The sequence below is a fragment of the Lysobacter capsici genome, assembly GCF_014779555.2.
Classification (GTDB): Bacteria; Pseudomonadota; Gammaproteobacteria; order Xanthomonadales; family Xanthomonadaceae; genus Lysobacter; species Lysobacter capsici.
On sequence record NZ_CP094357.1, the window covers coordinates 1,156,934 to 1,174,520 of the forward strand.

A 17,587-nucleotide genomic window follows, 5' to 3' on the forward strand; every position below is an offset into this window, starting at 1 on the left:
CCTTCACAGGTGTACGGCGCGTGTCGCCGACAATCCGTCGCAGCTGCGAAAGCGTGGGCAGCAGATGCCTTCGTTCAACGTAGGGAAACGATCTTGATGTCGACCGCTCCGGCCACCGATCCGCAGCAACGTCTGCCGCAACTCGACGCTCTGCGCGGTATCGCCGCGCTGTACGTGGTGATCTTTCACGTCATGGCGATGCCCGAACCGGATCTGTCGGTGCCGGCGTGGGCGCTGCCGATCGTCGGCATGGGCGGCAGCGGCGTGGTGCTGTTCTTCGTCATGAGTGCGTTTTCGCTGTGCCTGACCTGGCCGCGTCACGCCGCATCGGGGCTGCCCTTGCGCAGCTTCTACCTAAGCCGGCTGGCCCGCATCGCTCCGTTGATGTTGGTCTTGTTGAGCGTGATGGTGGTCAGGGATCGATTCCGCGCCGTGCCTTTGCTTGGCTACGACGAAGTGGCCTGGAATTATTCGCTGCTGTTCGGCCTGTCGCCGCAATGGCAGGAAGGCATCGTCATGGGCAGTTGGACGATCGGCGTGGAGATGTTGTTCTACGCGATCTTCCCGCTGATCGCCCTGTATGTGCGCGGCCTGTGGGCGCAGCTCGCGCTGCTGGTGCTGAGCTATCTGCTGGCCTTGTGGGCCAAGACCGGCTTGCCGGCCGGCTGGGCGCATTTCGGCGGACACGTCGGCCTGCTGCGGCAGTTGCCGGTGTTCGCGTTGGGCTGCGTATTGTTCGAACTGTGGCGACGCTTGCGCGAACTGCCGCAGCGTCGCCAGCACATCGTCGGCGTGAGCCTGTTGTTGCTGGGCGTGCTGGCTCAGGGCGCGTTGTTCTACGGCCGCCTGCCATCGATCCCCGGAATCGCCGACGGCTGGTACCTGTCGGCGCTGTTCTACGGCCTGATGCTGCTGGGCCTGCTGTTGGCGAGCAACCGCGTGCTGGTCAATCGCGCGACCTGCTTTCTCGGCACGATCAGCTATTCGTTGTACCTGGTGCATCCGTTCGTGGTGTCGCGGTCGTACGGCGTGTTCGCGAAGCTCTATGCCGCGCTGCCAGAGGGCACCGCGTATTTCGCTTGTCTGGGATTGAGTCTGGCGTTGGTAATTCCAGCGTCGTGGTTGACGTATCGGCTCATCGAGAAGCCCGGCATCCGGCTGGGGCATCGGTTGTTTGCGTGGGTGCGGGCGCGGCGTGGCTCGTTTGCGGATCAAGACCAGGCGCGTGGTCTGGCGTCCTGAGCGGAGTCGCTAGCGCAGTCGCTTCGCTGTGTGTGCCGATGCGTGGGTTCTGCGGTAGCTGAGCGAAAGCGTCGGGGCTCAGCCTCTCCAACAAGAGACCTCGTAGCCTCGCCATTGGCTTGATTGGCGTTATCAGTGCCTTGACCCGAGGCCGTAGCGTAAGCTGCGCAGCTTCCGATAGCCGTGTCTCGTCGGGAGTCTACGAGTGGGGCTTGAGCCCCGACGCTTTCCGCTCAGGTCGCTGCGGACTCGGAATTTTCCGATCTTCCGACGCAATCAACACCGATAGAATCCAATTGCGCGCAGCTCCAATCTGCGAGCATGAATTCACCCGATCCTCAGCCCGGCCATCGAGCGCTTCGACGCGGTCGCGGGTCCGAGCAACAACGCATTTACTTGGTCACTACCGTGTGCATTCGCCGCCGTCGAATCTTCGCCAGCGACCACTGCGCCGATATCGCCGCCCGCGCCATCGCCGACCCCGGAAAATGGCTGGGAGCGACCTTGCTGTGCTGGGTGCTGATGCCCGACCACTGGCATGGCTTGATTGAGTTGCATAGCGACATTCGCTTGGAAAGCGTAGTGGCCTCGCTCAAGGGCCGCGCCGCGCGCGCGGTCAATCGCAGTTTGCACCGCAAGGGGATGGTGTGGGCGCCGGGTTTTCACGATCACGCATTGCGCGAGGATGATGACGTGCTGCAGGCGGCGCGTTATATCGTCGCCAATCCGAAGCGCGCGGGGCTTGTGCAGCGGGTTGGCGACTACCCGTATTGGGATGCGGTGTGGCTGGAACAAAAGCGTCGGGGTTGAAGCTCCCGCCCATAAAAATCCGATCGATCAGCTGCGATCGGCTGTTTCCATCGCGTCTGGGGGGCGCGCGCATCAGTTGCAACGATCGCATGTCCGCGAGGGCTTTTGTGGGAGGGAGCTTCAGCTCGACGCTTTGCGATCAGCGACCCGCGCTCTCGCGCAAACCCAGCGAAACCAGCTTGGCCTCGATCCGTTCGCCCAGGCCGGACGGTTGGTCAAGGCCCATGCGCTGCAACGCCTGGTGATCCTGGCTCGCGGATGCGAGCAGCGCGCGCAACACGGTTTTGACCTTCGCGCCCTGGGTGGCGGTATTCGCCTTCAGCCAGCCCAGCGCCTTGATCAGCCGTTGCTCGACTTCGTCGAAGTCGCTGCCGAGCGGATAGTCGGGCAGGGTGCCGTCGCGGCGGAACGGCGCCAGTATTTCGCGCAGACGGTCGGGATGGTTGTGGGTGGTCGTGCGCGGCACGAACTGCGGCAGTTTGCCGCTGTCCATGGCGGTCAACAGCAGGCCGGCGATGAAACGCGAGTCGGCGACGGCGGCCATCGCGCGGATGCAGTCCTCGTCGGTCTTGCCGCGCAGATCGGCGATGCCGTACTCGGTGATGTAGATATCGCGCAGATGACGCGGGATGGTGGTCTGGGCGTAGTTCCAGACCACGTTCGAACGCACTTCGCCGCCGCTCTCGCGGCTGGCGCGCAACATCAGCACCGAGCGCGCGTTGGGCAGCGCGTGGGCCATCGCGACGAAGTTGTATTGCCCGCCCACGCCCGACACCACGCGGCCGTCGTCGAGCGTGTCCGATACCGCCGCGCCGAGCGCGGTGGCCATCATGCAACTGTTGAAGAAGCGCGCGTCGCGGCGCTGCAGGCGTTCCAGGGTTTCGTTGCCGCCGTACAGTTCGTTGACCTCGCTGATCCGGCGCATGCTGATGCCGCGGCGCTGGTCCTCGGGCAGATGCCGCAGCCACTGGTAGAAATCCGGCGAGCCCAGGTAGAAGCCGCCCTGCAGGAATTCGCCTTCGCGTTCGAGCCGGGCAAGGTCGTCCGCGCTGGCGTCGCCGTCGTGCACGCGGCGCATCACTTCCAGATCGTCGACGACCTTGCGCTTGATCACGCCGACTTCGACCAATCGCCGGAAGCCTTCGTTGATCATTTCGGAACAGCCAAAAAGCCCGACGCTAAAAGGTCCGAGCGGCGCGACTGGCGCGTTCGCGTTACGGTCTCCGATCAGGTCAACGTCGTTCGAAGCGGTTTGTCCGAGCGACGCGGCATCCGCCTGAGCACCGACCCCCAACGCCGCAATCACCCGCAGATACGCCGCGTTATCCGTATGCCGCAGCGCCAGCGCATGACACAGCGCGTCGGCCAGCGTGCCGATGCCGATCTGCAAGGTGCCGCCGTCGCGCACCAGGGTGCTGGCATAAAAACCGATCGCGTAATCCGCATCGCTGACCGGCTGCCGCGGCAGGCCGAACAGTTTCGGATACGGCCCCGGCGGCGTTACCACCGCATCGAAGAAATCCGCCTCGACCGCAGCGCTGCCGTCGAGCCACGGCAACTGCGGGTCGACTTCGGCGATCAATACCGGTCGCGGCAGGCCACGCGCGACGATCGCGTCGATCGCATCGAAGGTCAGGTCGGTATTGCACGATAGCGACAGACGCGTGCCGCCGTTCGGATCGGCGGCGACTTTCTGCACGATCGCGTTGACCCCGCGATCGGCCAGCGCGCGCGCGACGTGGGTGTAGTTGAGGCTGGCGTAGCGGCGCTGGGTCGCGCTGGCGTTGAGCAACGCGCCCGATTGCAGGTAGAACTCCTCGATCTCGACATGCGCCGGCAGGCTGTTGCGCTTGAGCGCCTGCACGTAGCGCAGGCGCGGGAAGTCGTCGCCGAAATGGCGCTGCGCGAACGGCCCGATGAAACGGCCTTCCAGTCCCTTGCCCGCGCCCGGCGGGTCCAGCGACAGCGCGGTGTACAGATGCAAGGGCCGCGTGCTGTCGCCTTCGGCGCGTTCGTACAGCGCATTGAGCAACCGGTGCGGCTTGCCCAGGCCGAGCGGCGCGCCGACATGCAGCGGGCCGGGCAGGCGCCGGTAGAGGAAATCGACGGCGTCGGTCAGGGAATCGAAATGCAGGGGCGTGTTCATACGGGCCAGTATGGCACCGGCCCCGCGAACGCGATAACCGGGCCAGCCCGGCGCCACACTCGGCGGGCCGGCGCCGCGCGGCGGCTCAATCGAGAACGTGGACCTCGTCGGCGATGCGCCGCACTTCGTCGGGGTAGTGGCTGACGTAGATCATCGGCAGCGAGGTCTCGTCGCGCACCCGTTGCAGGTACGGCAGCAGTTCGTCGCGGCGGTTCATGTCGAGCATCGACAGCGGTTCGTCCAGCAGCAGGATGCGCGGCTGCGAGAGCAGGGCGCGGCCGAGCGCGACGCGCTGCATTTCGCCGCCCGACAGCCCGGCGGTGCCGCGTTGCAGCAGCGGGCCGATGCCGAGCAGGTCGACGATCGCGTCGAGTTCGAAGCGCGGCGCGCGCTTGGCCTCGCCGCGCAGGCCGTAGAGCAGGTTGCGGCGCACGTCCAGATGCGGAAACAGGCGCGCGTCCTGGAACACGTAGCCGATATGGCGACGATGCGCCGGCAGGTCGATGCGCGCGGCGCTGTCGTACAGACAGCGGCCGGCGATTTCGATGCGCCCGCGCAGCGGCCGCAGCAGGCCGGCGATCGCATGCAGCAACGAGGTCTTGCCGGCGCCGGAATCGCCGACCACCGCGATCACGCGCTGCTCGCTGCGGATCGCGATCGAGCGGGTGAAACCGCCGCGGCGCAGTTCGACCTCGATCAGGAAACTCGGCGTGCTCATCGTTGCGCACTCGCGCGCTGGCGTTGCACCAGCCATTCCGACACCAGCACCGCGGCGAACGAGATCGCCACCGCGACCACGGCCAGCCGCAGCACGCCCGACTCGGCGCCGGGCACCTGCATCAGGCCGTAGATCGCCGACGACAGGGTCTGGGTTTCGCCGGGAATGTTCGATACGAAGGTGATGGTCGCGCCGAATTCGCCCAGCGCCTTGGCGAACGACAGCACCGCGCCGGCCATCAGCCCCGGCCACGCCAGCGGCAGGGTCACGCCGAAGAACACCCGCCAGCGGTTGGCGCCGAGGGTCGAGGCGGCTTGTTCCAGGCGTTGATCGACCGCTTCGATCGACAGCCGGATCGCGCGCACCATCAACGGAAAGCCCATGATCGCGCTGGCCAGCGCGGCGCCGGTCCAGCGGAACGCGAAACTGATGTGCAGGTACTCGGCGAGGAAGCGGCCGATCGGTCCTTGCGAACCGAACGCGATCAGCAAGGCATAGCCGGTGACCACCGGCGGCAGCACCAGCGGCAGATACAGCAAGGTGTCGAACAGCAGCTTGCCGGGAAAGCGCGTGCGCGCCAGCAGCCAGCCCAGCGCCACGCCGAGCGGCAGGCTGCACACGGTGGCGACCGTGGCGACCTTCAGGCTCAAGGCGATCGCGGTGAGTTCGGCCGGGCTGAAGTCGAACATCGTGGCGCGGTCAGTCCAGCGCGGCGAAGCCGTGGCGGCGGAAGATCGCGCTCGCGGCCGGCGACTTGAGCCACTTCACGAACGCGGCTGCGTTGGGCTGCTTGCTCGCGCTCAGCCGCGCGATCGGATAGACGATCGGCGGATGGCTGCCGGCAGGAAACGTCGCGAGCACGCGCACGTTCGGTTCGGCCTTGGCGTCGCTGCCGTAGACCACGCCGAGCGGGGCTTCGCCGCGCGCGACCAGCATCAGCGCGGCGCGCACGTTCTCGGCTTCGGCGACCTTGGGCTGCAGTTGATCCCACACGCCCAGCGAGGTGAAGGCCGCGCGCGCGTATTTGCCGGCGGGCACGCTCGCGGTCAGCGCCAATGCGATGCGGCCGTCGCCGAGCAGCGGCAGCAGCTTGACGCCGGGTTTGAGCGCGACCGCCTTGGCCTTACTCGTCTTCGGCGCGATCAATACCAGGGTGTTGCCGAGCAGGTTGCGGCGGGTGCCGTCGTCGATCAGCTTGCGTTCGCGCAGGTAGTCCATCCAGTCCAGATCGGCCGAGACGAATACGTCGGCCGGCGCGCCCTGTTCGATCTGGCGGGCGAGCGCGGAACTGGCGGCGTACGACACCCGCACCGGTTGCGCCGTGGCTTTCTGATAGGCCGCGGCGGCTTCGTCGAAGGATTCCTTGAGGCTGGCGGCGGCGAACACGGTGATCGGTTCGGCGGCGGCCGGCGTCCGCGCGACGGCGAAGCCCGCGGCGAGCGCACAGGTTACGGAGCACAGGGTTTGCAGCCAGCGGCGACGCATCGGGTTCATGACGGGCCTGATCGGTTCGGGTGCAAGAAGAGTACCGCCAGCGGGTGAGGGTGGGATGCGCGGCGGTCAGCGCGCGTCGATTACGCGGCGCCGCGAGCATGTCGCGCAAGCCCGATTCAGAACTGATTGAGCGGCAGTTTCAGATAGCGTACGCCGTTGCCCTCGGGCTCGGGCAGCGCGCCGCCGCGCAGATTGACCTGCAACGCCGGCAGGATCAGCGCCGGCACCGCCAGGGTCGCGTCCCGCGCTTCGCGCAGGGCGACGAATTCGGCCTCGGCGGTGTCGGCGCGCACGTGGATATTGCCGCGCTTCTGTTCGCCGATCGTGGTTTCGCAGGCGACCTCGCGGCCGCCTGCGCCGTAATCGTGGCAGACGAATACCCGGGTGCTGTCGGGCAAGCGGTACAGGCGCTGGATCGACTGGTACAGCATCGCCGCGTCGCCGCCGGGAAAGTCGCAGCGCGCGGTGCCGCTGTCGGGCAGGAACAGCGAGTCGCCGGTGAACAAGGCATCGCCGATCAGATACGCCAGGCTGTCCTGGGTGTGGCCGGGCACCGGGATCGCCTGCGCCGACAGCTCGCCCACGGCAAAAGTATCGTCGTCGTCGAACAAACGGTCGAAGCAGGACGCCTCGGTTTCGGCCAGGCCGAACACCGGCGCGAAGAAGCGCCGCACCTCGCCGATGCGGCGGCCGATCGCCAACCGCGGCGCGTGGCCGCCGTCGGCCTGCAGGCGCTGGCGCAAGACATGCGCGGCGCTGAGGTGATCGGCGTGGGCGTGGGTTTCCAGCAGCCAGTCGATCCGCCAGCCGCGCTCGCGCGCTTCGCTGAGCAGCCGTTGCGCGCTGTCGGTCGCGGTGCGGCCGGCGCGCGGGTCGAAATCGAGCACCGGGTCGATGATCGCCGCCGCGCCGCTGGCCGGATCGGCCACGAGGTAGGACCAGGTGCCGGTATCGGCGTGGTGGAACGGCACGACCTGCGGCGACATGCGGATCTCCTGGACGAGCGACGGGCTGGCAAGCGTACGGGCAGGAACGCGGCGCGGGCGGATCGGGACGGCCCGCGCCCCCGGATCAGGTTCAGCGCGGCTTGGCGAACGCCGCGTTGAGCACTTCGGCCAGATGCTCGCCGCCCATGCGCAACTGGGTTTCGGCGACCGGGCGCCAAGTGGTCACGTAGTCCGCCGGCAACTTGTGCGCGGGCTTGCCCGACGGGGTGAGCGGATAGAACCCGGGTTGCAGCACCAGCTTGCACGAGCTTTCGGCCCAGCCGGCCGAATCCGGCGGCAGGCCGGCGCCGCTCACGCGCGGCACTTCGATCGTGCGCAGGCGCTCGAGGTAGGCGTCGTCCTTGAGCTTGTTCATCGACAGCATGGTGCTGTCCCACAACGAATGCAGATTGCTGCCGTAGCCGTCCGGACGCGCGGGCTGGCCGGGGATCGACAGCTGGAAATCGTTGCCGCCCTTGTCGTGGCCGAAACCTGCGTGCAGCGGTTGATGCACGTCGCCGACGAAATGGACCACGAACTTCAGCGCCTGTACGCGCTCGGCCTGCGGTTTGGAGCGGTCGGCCAGGATCGCGGCCTGGGCGCGGATCGCCTCAACCACGCAGTTGCCGCCCGGGCAGTGGCGCGTGGCGTCGTAATGGCAGTCGTCCTCGGCGATGTTGACGTAATGCCACTTGCCGCTGCGCCGGCCGAGGTCGGGGTCGTTGGCGCGCAGCTCGTCGGCCCAGTTGGCGATGGCGGGCAGCGGATCGTCGCTCGACGCGGCGTCGGGTTCGTTGGCCAGCAATTGCTGGATCTGGCTGCGCACGTCGGGGCGCAAGTCGTCCCAGGCCAGGGCGGCGACCAGGCGATGGCCTTGCGGGCCCCAGGCGAGGGCGTTGAGCGGCAGCAGAAGCAGCAGCGCGGCGAACCGGCGCAGGCGGCGGGCGGAACGGGAGGCGTCAGCGGGCATGTTTTTCATGGACGCCACTTTACCGGAGCCGCCGCGGCGGCCGCTGTCCGAACGTGGCGGTGCGAGCAACGGCGGCGAATCGTTCCGTGCGAGCAACGGCAGCGAACCCGCCGTGCTTTTCCCTTCGCGAAGGGCTTCCCCCCCCCCTTCGCGAAAGCGCCTTTCCCCCCTTTGTAAAAGGGGGGCAGGGGGGATTCGCTTTTGCTCTGCCGCTGTAAGCAAGAGCAAAAGCAAATCCCCCCCGCGATCGCTACGCGATCCCGGCCCCCTTTTTTAAAGGGGGCAACAGCAAAAGCCAAAAGCAACGAGAGGCGACGGCGTACATTCGTAAAGCTAGGCGGCCGAAAGCCGCATCAACCCGTCGCCCGACGCGCTCAGAACTTCATCACGTACGCCAGACCGTACACGGCCGGATCGATATCGGCCTTGCCGATCTTCTCGCCGTTGAGCTCGACATCGCTCTCGATGTCGATCCAGCGCGCATCCACGCGGATCGCGCTGCGCTCGGTGATGATGAAGTCGATGCCCACGTGCGCGGCGACGCCGACCGAATCGTCCAGCTTGAGATCGTTGCCGCGCAACGGGCCGCTGGTCTTCTCGCTGAAGAAGGTCGTGTAGTTGATGCCCACGCCGACGAACGGCGAGACCGTGCCGCGGCTGTTCCAGTGGTACTGCAGCGAGAACACCGGCGGCAGGTGCTTGGTGCTGCCGACCTTGCCCAGGCCCTTGATCTCGATGTCGTGCTTGAACGGCGTGGCCGCCAGCACTTCGATGCCGAGGTTCTCGCGGATGAAGTATTCGAAGGTGATGGTCGGCTGGACGTCGTCGCCGATTTCCAGGTCCGCGGTGCCCCCGAGCAGGCTGCCGTTGTCGGACTTGGGCGTGACCTGGTGGGCGCCGATGCCCAGGGTGTAAGTGCCGGCCTGCTGGGCCAGGGCGGGCTGGGCCGCGCAGGCGAGGGCCGCGGCGACGGCGGCGCCGATCAGTCGATGGTTCATTCCTTGAGTCCCCTAGGTTCGTCGGTGAGTGCCGGAATTGTAATCTTGCTGAACAGGCCTTGGCCCGTTTGGCACTCTAAATATGCATTAGAACAGCAAACCTTGATTGTCGTCGCAGTCTGGCGCGCGCTCACCCAAGCTCTCCCCCGGGTAACGGCCGGACTGCGACGCCGGCCACGCCTTGCTAGAATGGCGGTTTCCCACTTCGAACCGCACGCGCGGCCGCAGGAGTTAGCTCAATGACGATCAAGGTAGGCATCAACGGCTTCGGCCGCATCGGACGCAACGTCCTGCGCGCTGCCGTGCAGAACTTCGGCAGCGAGATCGAGATCGTCGCCATCAACGACCTGCTCGAGCCGGACTACCTGGCCTACATGCTGCAGTACGACTCGGTCCACGGCCGCTTCAAGGGCGAGGTCAAGGTCGAAGGTAACACCCTGATCGTCAACGGCAAGCCGATCCGCCTGACCCAGGAACGCGATCCGGCCAACCTGAAGTGGGACGAGGTGGGCGCGGAAGTGGTGATCGAGTCGACCGGCCTGTTCCTCGACAAGGCCACCGCGCAGAAGCACCTCGACGCGGGCGCCAAGAAGGTGGTGCTGTCGGCGCCGTCGAAGGACGACACCCCGATGTTCGTGTACGGCGTCAACGACAAGACCTACAAGGGCGAGGCGATCGTCTCCAACGCCTCGTGCACCACCAACTGCCTGGCGCCGCTGGCCAAGGTCATCAACGACAAGTGGGGCATCAAGCGCGGCCTGATGACCACCGTGCACGCGGCCACCGCGACCCAGAAGACCGTCGACGGCCCGAGCAACAAGGACTGGCGCGGCGGCCGCGGCATTCTGGAAAACATCATCCCGTCCAGCACCGGCGCGGCCAAGGCCGTCGGCGTGGTGATCCCGGAGCTCAACAAGAAGCTCACCGGCATGTCGTTCCGCGTGCCGACCTCGGACGTGTCGGTGGTCGACCTGACCGTCGAGCTCAACAGCGAAGCCACCTACGCCGAGATCTGCGCGGAAATGAAGGCGCAGAGCGAAGGCGCGCTGAAGGGCGTGCTGGGCTATACCGAAGACAAGGTCGTGGCGACCGACTTCCGCGGCGACGCGCGCACCTCGATCTTCGACGCCGAAGCCGGCATCGCGCTCGACGGCACCTTCGTCAAGCTGGTGAGCTGGTACGACAACGAGTGGGGCTATTCGAACAAGTGCCTGGAAATGGTCAAGGTCGTCGCGGGCAAGTAAGCCGCTGCGATTGGATTGCGCCGCCGGCGACGGCGGCGGTCGACGAAAAGCCCCGCGATCGCGGGGTTTTTTGTTTGCGTCGGGTTATTCGCGCCGGCGCGGTGCGCGCAGGTGTTGGCTGTCGCAAGCGCTTGAGTCGATCGTCGCTGTGATCGGATGCAACCCAGCGCCGTCGAGCGCGCCGATATGTGCGTCCACCATGCGCTTTCGATACGGATGCTTATCGGCGGCTTCGTGATGGCTTGCTCAAGCACCGTTGCGATGCGACGGCAGACATAACCGCGGCCTGTCGCGGCGGGCGAATATCCGTAGGACAGCGCGAATGCGCCATGCGGCGGCCTGTGCGTCGAGGGGCAAAAAAGGTCGAAAAAATACGCTTTTTCGTACTAGTCCGAATCCCCGACTGCGCGATGTAGTCAAGTATCGACACCGACTGTTCTAAGCGGGCCGGATCGGCCGTTTCCCCGTCGGTCGTGCCCGCACGCACCGATTCCAACCACGGCCGTCCCGCGGGGCGGCGCAGGACATCGCGCTATGAGCAAGCTGGTTCTGGACGGCATCTTCAAGTACTACTGGAACAAGCCGGTCCTCAATAACGTGAGCTGCCGCTTCGCGCCTGGCCTGACCTTGCTGGTCGGCCCCAGCGGCGCGGGCAAGTCGACCTTGCTCAGGCTGATCGCGACCGCGGAGAAGCCCAGCAGCGGGCGCATCGTCTGGAACGACGAGCCGTTGCCGGGCGCGCGCGACAAGCTGCGGCAAACGCTGGGCTACGCGCCTCAGGCCGTGGACCTGCCCGACGACCTCAGCGCGCGCGAATTCGCCATGCATATGGCGGCGCTGAAGGGGCTCGACCTGAGCGCGGCGGATCTGCAGTTCGGCGCGATCGCCGAGCGCATCGGCCTGCACGCCGACATCAACCGACCCATCGCGACCTTTTCCGGCGGCATGCGGCGAAGGCTGATTTTCGCCCAGGCCATGCTCGGCGCGCCGCGGGTGATCGCGCTCGACGAGCCGACCGCCGAACTCGATCGCGACACCGCGCAACGGGTCGGCGCGCTGATTCTCGAACGCGCCGCCGAGGCGATCGTGGTGATGACCACCCACCTCGCCGACGAACTCGCGCCGCGGGCGGTGGATGTGCTGCGGGTCGAAGCCGGCGTGCTCGGCTCCGACCGCGCGGCGGGTGGGCGGGAGGTCGCTTGAACGCGCTCGCGGTTGCCCGTTCCTCGTTCGCGACCTCGCTGGCGCGCTACCGCCGCAGTTGGGGACTGTGGCTGCTGTTGCTGGTCGCGCCGGTCAGCGCGCGCTACTGGATCGCCGGCAAGGACGCGGCGAGCGCGGCGATCGTCGTCAACGGCAAGGCGCCGGTGCTGACCTCGGCGGTGGTCGGCTTGTCGCTCGGGGTCATCCTCTCCACGGTGCTGCTGCCGATCATTTTCATTTACCTGCGATCCAACACCACGCGGCATCAGCCGTGGCAGGTCGAAGAGACGACCGCGGCGTCGCGCGTCGCGATCGGCTTCGGGCGCTTCGGCGCCGATATCGCCGTGCTTGCGGCGGTGCTGGCGACCCTGACGCTGGCCGGCTGGCTGCTGGCCTGGGTGGTCGGCGCGGTCGACGGGGTGCGGCCGCTCGACATCGGCCTGAGTCTTTGGTTGATCGCGGCGCCCGCGCTGATGGGCGTGGCGGCGGTGCGCGCCCTGTGCGACAGCCTGCCGCTGACTCGCGGCGCGCTCGGCGAGGTCGGGTTCTTCGTTTTGTGGATCGTCTCGATCACCGTGTCGGCGCTCAGCTCGATGCTGGATCGCGGCTTCGTCGCGGCCATGCTCGACTTTTCGGGATTCGTGCGCCCGATCGTCCACGCCCTGCCGCACGATGCGCTGCAGGTCATCACCATCGGCCGGTCGCCGGTGACGGCGGATCGGATCGCCATCGACGTCAACAGCGGCCTGTTGTCGACGGGCTATGTCGTGTCGCGTCTGCTCTGGGCGGGATGGGCGGTGGCCTTGGTCGCGCTCGCCGGCGTCGTGTATCGACCGCATCGGCCGGGCAAGCGTTGGAGTGTGCGGGACACGATCGCCGCGCGGTTCGCGGCCGGGCCGCCGCCGCCGGCGCAGGCCGATGCGCCGCCCGCCCGCGCTGCATCGATGCCGTGGCTCGGTGTGTTGGTAGCGGAGTTTCGCTTGATCGGGCGAGGACGGGCGTGGCGGCTGTTGGCCGTGATGGTGGCGCTGGCTGGCTTGGTCGGCGATTTCTCGCGTGTGGTCGCGCCGGCCCTGGTCCTGCTGTTGATTTTCGGCGCGTGCGCGCAGGCCGGACGCAGCGAACCGCGCGGGCTGCTCGCGTTGACCCGGACCCTGCGCTGCCCGCCGATGCTACGGCGCATCGCGTTCGTCGTGGCCGCGGTCGCGTGGTCGTTGACGATGGCCTTGCCCGCGATCGTCAAGGCCATGGCGACGGGCAGCTTCGGGCCCTTGGCGGTCGCATCGGCCGCCGGCGCGATCGTCGCCATCGTCGCGATCAGCCTGGGCGCCTGGACGCGCTCGGCGGTCGCCGCGCGGCTGATCCTGCTGATCGCCTGGTACGCCTGGATAACCGCGCCGCAGTAGCCGCACTCGCCGCGGCCATGGACGATACGAGCGGCGTGGCGCTCGCGAATCCGGACGCGCCGCGGCTCCTGCGCGACGCGTCCGGCATGGTCAAGACCCGCGTCTCAGGCCGTCGCCAGCACCGACTCGCGCAATCCCTGCGCCGCCCGCACCATCGCCTGCAGCGCCGCGCGCACTTCCGGCCAGCCGCGGGTCTTCAATCCGCAGTCCGGATTGACCCACACCTGCGCCGGATCGAGCACCTCCAGCGCCTTGTCGAGCAACTCGCGCATCTCGGTTTCGCTGGGCACGCGCGGGGAGTGGATGTCGTACACGCCCGGGCCGATGCCGTTGGGATAGCGATAACGCGCGAACGCGTCGAGCAGTTCCATGCGCGAACGCGAGGTCTCGATCGAGATCACGTCGGCGTCCAGCGCCGCGACCGCTTCGATGATGTCGTTGAACTCGGCGTAGCACATGTGGGTGTGGATCTGGGTCGCATCGCCCACGCCGCTGGCGGCCAGGCGGAACGATTCGCCGGCCCAGGCCAGGTACGCCGGCCAGTCGGCGCGGCGCAGCGGCAGGCCTTCGCGCAGCGCCGGTTCGTCGATCTGGATCACCGCGATCCCAGCCGCTTCCAGGTCCAGCACTTCCTCGCGCAAGGCCAGGGCGATCTGCCGGCAACTGTCGGCGCGCGGCTGATCGTCGCGCACGAACGACCACTGCAGGATCGTCACCGGTCCGGTTAGCATGCCCTTGACCGGGCGCGCGGTGAGCGATTGCGCGTAGCGCGTCCACTCCACCGTCATCGCGCGCGGCCGCGCCACATCGCCGAACAGCACCGGCGGCTTGACGCAACGCGAGCCGTAGCTCTGCACCCAGCCGTGCGCGGTGAAGGCGAAACCGTCGAGTTGTTCGCCGAAGTATTCGACCATGTCGTTGCGTTCGAACTCGCCATGCACCAGCACGTCGATGCCGAGCGTTTCCTGCTCGCGCAGGCATTGCGCGGTTTCGTTTTCGAGGAACGCCTGATACGCCGCGTCGTCCAGCTTGCCGGCCTTGTGCTCGGCGCGCGCGCGCCGCACCTGCGCGGTCTGCGGGAACGAGCCGATGGTGGTGGTCGGGAACAGCGGCAGGTTCAGGCGTTCTTGTTGCAGTTGCGCGCGCTTGGCATACGGCGACACGCGCCGGGCCATCGCCGGTTCGACCGCGGCCAGGCGCTTGCGCACCCGCGCGTTGCGCAGCAGCGGCGAAGCCAGGCGCGCGGCGCGCGCGCTGGCGGCGGCGGCGAGATCGCGCGCGGCCTGCGCATCGCCGCCGAGCACGACGGCGAGCAGATGCAGTTCTTCGATCTTCTGCCTGGCGTAGGCCATCCAGTGGCGCAGCGGCGTGGGCAGTTTGCGTTCCAGTTCGATATCGGTCGGCACGTGCAGCAGCGAGCACGACGGCGCCAGCCAGGTCGCCCGATCACCGGCGCGACGGGCCAGGCTCAGCGCGGCGTCGAGATCGGCGCGCCAGATGTTGCGGCCGTCGACCACGCCCAGGCTCAGCGCGCGTTGTTCCGGCAGCAGCGGCAGCAGGCTTTCCAGTTGCTGCGGCGCGCGCACCAGATCGACATGCAGACCTTCCACCGGCAGCTGCGCGGCGAGCGTGGCGTTGTCGCCGAGCGCGCCGAAGTAGGTGGTCAGCAGACGCCGCGGCGCATCGACTTCGGCCAGCGCGGCATAGGCGCGACGGAACGCGGCGCGGTCGGCGTCGTCCAGGTCCAGGGTCAGGGTCGGTTCGTCCAACTGCACCCACTGCGCACCGGCCGCCTTGAGCTTGGCCAGCAGTTCGGCGTAAGCGGGGAGCAGGGCGTCGAGCAACTCGCGCGGGTCGCCGCCGTCGTTGCGCTTGCCGAGCTTGAGGAACGACACCGGGCCGAGCAGCACCGGCCGCGCGTCGAGTCCCAGCGCCTGCGCCTGGGCCAGTTCGGCCAGCGGCTTGTCGCCGCGCAGGGCGAAGCGCTGGCCGGGTTCGAACTGCGGCACCAGATAGTGATAGTTGGTGTCGAACCACTTGGTCATTTCCAGCGCGCGCAGATCGCGACGGCCGTCCTGCACGCCGCGGGCGAGGGCGAAATAACCGCCCAGCGGATCTTCTTCGAACGCCGCGCGGTGCGAGGCCGGGATGGCGTCGAACAACACCGCGTTGTCGAGCACGTGGTCGTAAAGCGAGAAATCGTTGCACGGCACGACGTCGGCGCCGGCGTCGTGGGCGAGCCGCCAATGGCGTTCGCGCAGCGAGGCGGCGGTGTCGTGCAGCGCCTGGGCCGGCGTGTCGCCTTTCCAGAACGATTCCAGGGCCAGCTTGAGCTCGCGCCGCGCGCCGATGCGCGGGAAGCCGAGGTGGGTAACGCTGATCATGATGAGTACCTGCGATGCGTGGGCATGACGCAGGGCAACGAAGGAAACCACGGCCACGCCGGCCCGGCGCGATCAGCGCCCGGCTTCGCCGCGAACTTGGCTTCGACCTTCGCCCCCGCGGGCGAACCGGCACCCGTCGCGCCGCGTGCGGGCACGAGGCGGTCGGATACCGGAGTCGGACGGAAGGCGAACCTTCCGGTCGCGGCAGGTCTTCGGGCTCGGGACTTTGAGCGAGAAGTAGAGTGCAGAAAAGTGAGAAACGAGTAGAAGCCGCGGCCTTACTCGTTTCTCACTGTTCTGAACTCTACCCTCGCCCTTTCCTACTAAGGCCGCTTCCCAGGCTCACCGCCCAGTGCCAAGACCCGTTCGTTTCCCATACCGCTGCGGGGCAGCTCCGGATTCGCACCGGATTCCCTCTGGCCGTCCGCGGCGGTTGCCTCGGGCGGCGTGTCCCATCGCTTTATCTTTATGAAGCGATGTTCACCGTAACGGCGCCAAGGTACGCAGCGGGACCGGTGAAGTCAATCGGCGCGGCGCGATCGTGGGACGCGGTTCGCGGCGGCGACCACGCCGCGCCGGCCGCCGCGGGTTTGCGCGTTATGGCCCCTGCGAGAAGACGCGCGAATGGGCCGGTTTTCTGCGGCTGGCGTTCATGCGCGGCCGCCGATGATGAAGGCCGTCTGTCGCCTGCCTGCACCCACGCCGTCGTTGAGCTTGGCGATGGCTGCCGCTAACGTTTGCATTGGCGCAAGATGCGTGGCGCGGGCCAGGACGGTCCCGCGCGATCCCGACTCCCATGGGTGGAACATGCTTTTCAGATGGACGTTGCTGTGGCTGGTATGCGTGCTCGGGCTGACCGCCTGCGGCAAGGACGCCGTGCCGCCGCCGGGCGCGGCCGAGCCGATGACGCTGGGCAGCCAGAACGAAACCCCCAAGGTCGCGCCGGCGCCGCCGAGCGAGGCCGAGATCCTGCGCGGCACCTACTGGCCGCCGGCCAAGCTCGACGGCGGCGTCGCCCGGATCAGCTGCGAATACGACTACCCCAGTTTCGGCGAAGGCGAACGCCTGACCTCGCTGGATTTCTTCAGCCTGGTCGACGCGCTGTCGCCGTGCCAGGCGCGCGGCGTGGTGCGGCTGCGCTATCAGGGCAAGATCGGCGCGGGATTCACCGCGCTGGTGCAGCGAGTCGCGGCGATGGCCACGCGCATGGAGATCCAGACCCGCATCCTCGACATCGATTCCAGCGGCGGCCACGTCGAGGAAGCGATCCGCGCCGGCGATTCGATCGCCGAATCGGGCTGGGCGATCTGGGTGCGCGACGGTTCGGTCTGCCACAGCGCCTGCGTGCTGGTGCTGGCGGCCGGCGACACCCGCTCGGTCGAAGGCAAGGTCGGCATCCATCGGCTGATGCGCGACCGCTCCACCGCGACCTCGCGCGCCGAACTCAGCCGTGAGCTGCGCTCGATCAATCAGCAAGTGCGCGATTACCTCGAGCGCAACGGCGTGGCCACCAGCGTGTCGGACCTGATGATGACCGTGGCCAATCGCGACCTGCGCATTCTCACTGCGGATGAGTTGAAGCTGTTCGGCCTGGACGGCACCAACGCCGCGCAGGATGATCTAGACCGGATTCGCCTGACCCGCAAATGCGGCGACGATTTCGTCCGTCGCCGCGAAGCGTTCCGTCGCGCCTTCGACGCCCAGTGCATGGCCACCGGCAAGAATTTCGAATCCATGCCCGAGTGCGCCAAGGCGCTGCAGGGCGAATACGGTTTCCCCGACAAGACCTGCCCGTCCGACAGCCCGGCCGATCTGTATGCGCGCGATCTGCCCGACCTGCTGCCGTTCGAGGAAGAGGCGGTGAGCAACGAGGCCAAGGCCGCGGGCGATGGCGGCAAGGGCGCCGAGAAGGGCGCGGCGAAGAAGTCGGCTTCCAGACAGGTCGAGTAAGCGATCGGGCTGAGGGCCGTGGTTGTGCCCTTGATC

General features: G+C 67.6%; 14 protein-coding genes and 1 riboswitch. Of the genes, 6 read left to right on the forward strand and 8 right to left on the reverse strand.

Features of this window, described 5'->3' with window-relative positions; genetic code table 11:
- Positions 1–96 precede the first annotated feature (96 nt).
- Both IEQ11_RS04725 and IEQ11_RS04730 read left to right on the forward strand, forming a co-directional pair.
- Complete coding sequence (locus tag IEQ11_RS04725; protein ID WP_191821937.1) at positions 97–1,242, forward strand: acyltransferase family protein; 1,146 nt, start codon at positions 97–99, stop codon at positions 1,240–1,242.
- A gap of 321 nt (positions 1,243–1,563) precedes the next feature.
- The gene (locus IEQ11_RS04730; RefSeq protein ID WP_191821936.1) at positions 1,564–2,052 is read left to right on the forward strand and encodes an REP-associated tyrosine transposase; all 489 of its coding nucleotides are present in this window, start codon (positions 1,564–1,566) and stop codon (positions 2,050–2,052) included.
- A 139-nt stretch (positions 2,053–2,191) separates the two neighbouring features.
- Here the strand turns inward: IEQ11_RS04730 and IEQ11_RS04735 are convergent, their stop codons facing one another.
- From IEQ11_RS04735 to IEQ11_RS04765, 7 genes are all read right to left on the reverse strand, one after another.
- On the reverse strand, positions 2,192–4,198 hold the full coding sequence (locus tag IEQ11_RS04735; RefSeq protein ID WP_191821935.1) for an acetyl-CoA hydrolase/transferase C-terminal domain-containing protein: 2,007 nt from the start codon (positions 4,196–4,198) through the stop codon (positions 2,192–2,194).
- 85 nt (positions 4,199–4,283) lie between these two features.
- The gene (locus tag IEQ11_RS04740; RefSeq protein ID WP_191821934.1) at positions 4,284–4,916 is read right to left on the reverse strand and encodes a molybdenum ABC transporter ATP-binding protein; all 633 of its coding nucleotides are present in this window, start codon (positions 4,914–4,916) and stop codon (positions 4,284–4,286) included.
- A complete protein-coding gene (gene modB / locus IEQ11_RS04745) occupies positions 4,913–5,605 on the reverse strand; it encodes a molybdate ABC transporter permease subunit (RefSeq protein WP_046655577.1) in 693 nt (230 codons plus the stop codon). Before modB ends, IEQ11_RS04740 begins: the two co-directional genes overlap by 4 nt.
- A 10-nt stretch (positions 5,606–5,615) precedes the next feature.
- The gene (gene modA, locus IEQ11_RS04750) at positions 5,616–6,401 is read right to left on the reverse strand and encodes a molybdate ABC transporter substrate-binding protein (RefSeq protein ID WP_191821975.1); all 786 of its coding nucleotides are present in this window, start codon (positions 6,399–6,401) and stop codon (positions 5,616–5,618) included.
- 125 nt (positions 6,402–6,526) lie between these two features.
- The gene (locus IEQ11_RS04755) at positions 6,527–7,396 is read right to left on the reverse strand and encodes an MBL fold metallo-hydrolase (RefSeq protein WP_191821933.1); all 870 of its coding nucleotides are present in this window, start codon (positions 7,394–7,396) and stop codon (positions 6,527–6,529) included.
- A 91-nt stretch (positions 7,397–7,487) separates the two neighbouring features.
- A complete protein-coding gene (locus IEQ11_RS04760) occupies positions 7,488–8,366 on the reverse strand; it encodes a S1/P1 nuclease (RefSeq protein ID WP_228464646.1) in 879 nt (292 codons plus the stop codon).
- 374 nt (positions 8,367–8,740) lie between these two features.
- Entirely contained in the window at positions 8,741–9,364 is a 624-nt protein-coding gene (locus IEQ11_RS04765; protein ID WP_057920812.1) for an OmpW/AlkL family protein, read from the reverse strand.
- 239 nt (positions 9,365–9,603) lie between these two features.
- Here IEQ11_RS04765 and gap point away from each other — a divergent pair, with 239 nt between their 5' ends.
- The 3 genes from gap to IEQ11_RS04780 all read left to right on the forward strand — a co-directional run bounded on the left by gap (position 9,604) and on the right by IEQ11_RS04780 (position 13,217).
- The gene (gene gap / locus IEQ11_RS04770; RefSeq protein ID WP_096413344.1) at positions 9,604–10,608 is read left to right on the forward strand and encodes a type I glyceraldehyde-3-phosphate dehydrogenase; all 1,005 of its coding nucleotides are present in this window, start codon (positions 9,604–9,606) and stop codon (positions 10,606–10,608) included.
- Positions 10,609–11,142: 534 nt separating this feature from the next.
- A complete protein-coding gene (locus tag IEQ11_RS04775; RefSeq protein ID WP_191821931.1) occupies positions 11,143–11,811 on the forward strand; it encodes an ATP-binding cassette domain-containing protein in 669 nt (222 codons plus the stop codon).
- Positions 11,808–13,217 (forward strand): hypothetical protein, encoded by a 1,410-nt coding sequence (locus IEQ11_RS04780; RefSeq protein ID WP_191821930.1) that lies wholly within the window; start codon positions 11,808–11,810, stop codon positions 13,215–13,217. Before IEQ11_RS04775 ends, IEQ11_RS04780 begins: the two co-directional genes overlap by 4 nt.
- A 104-nt stretch (positions 13,218–13,321) precedes the next feature.
- Here IEQ11_RS04780 and metE read toward each other — a convergent pair whose 3' ends face one another.
- Positions 13,322–15,601 carry a 5-methyltetrahydropteroyltriglutamate--homocysteine S-methyltransferase gene (gene metE / locus IEQ11_RS04785; protein ID WP_191821929.1) on the reverse strand — a complete coding sequence of 760 codons (2,280 nt, stop codon included), beginning with the start codon at positions 15,599–15,601 and terminating at the stop codon, positions 13,322–13,324.
- 186 nt (positions 15,602–15,787) lie between these two features.
- A riboswitch (cobalamin riboswitch) is annotated at positions 15,788–16,057 on the reverse strand.
- 351 nt (positions 16,058–16,408) lie between these two features.
- Between metE and IEQ11_RS04790 the strand changes: the two genes are divergently transcribed.
- Positions 16,409–17,551, forward strand: a complete 1,143-nt coding sequence (locus tag IEQ11_RS04790; RefSeq protein WP_096413356.1) for a COG3904 family protein — start codon at positions 16,409–16,411, stop codon at positions 17,549–17,551.
- The last annotated feature ends 36 nt before the right edge of the window (positions 17,552–17,587 follow it).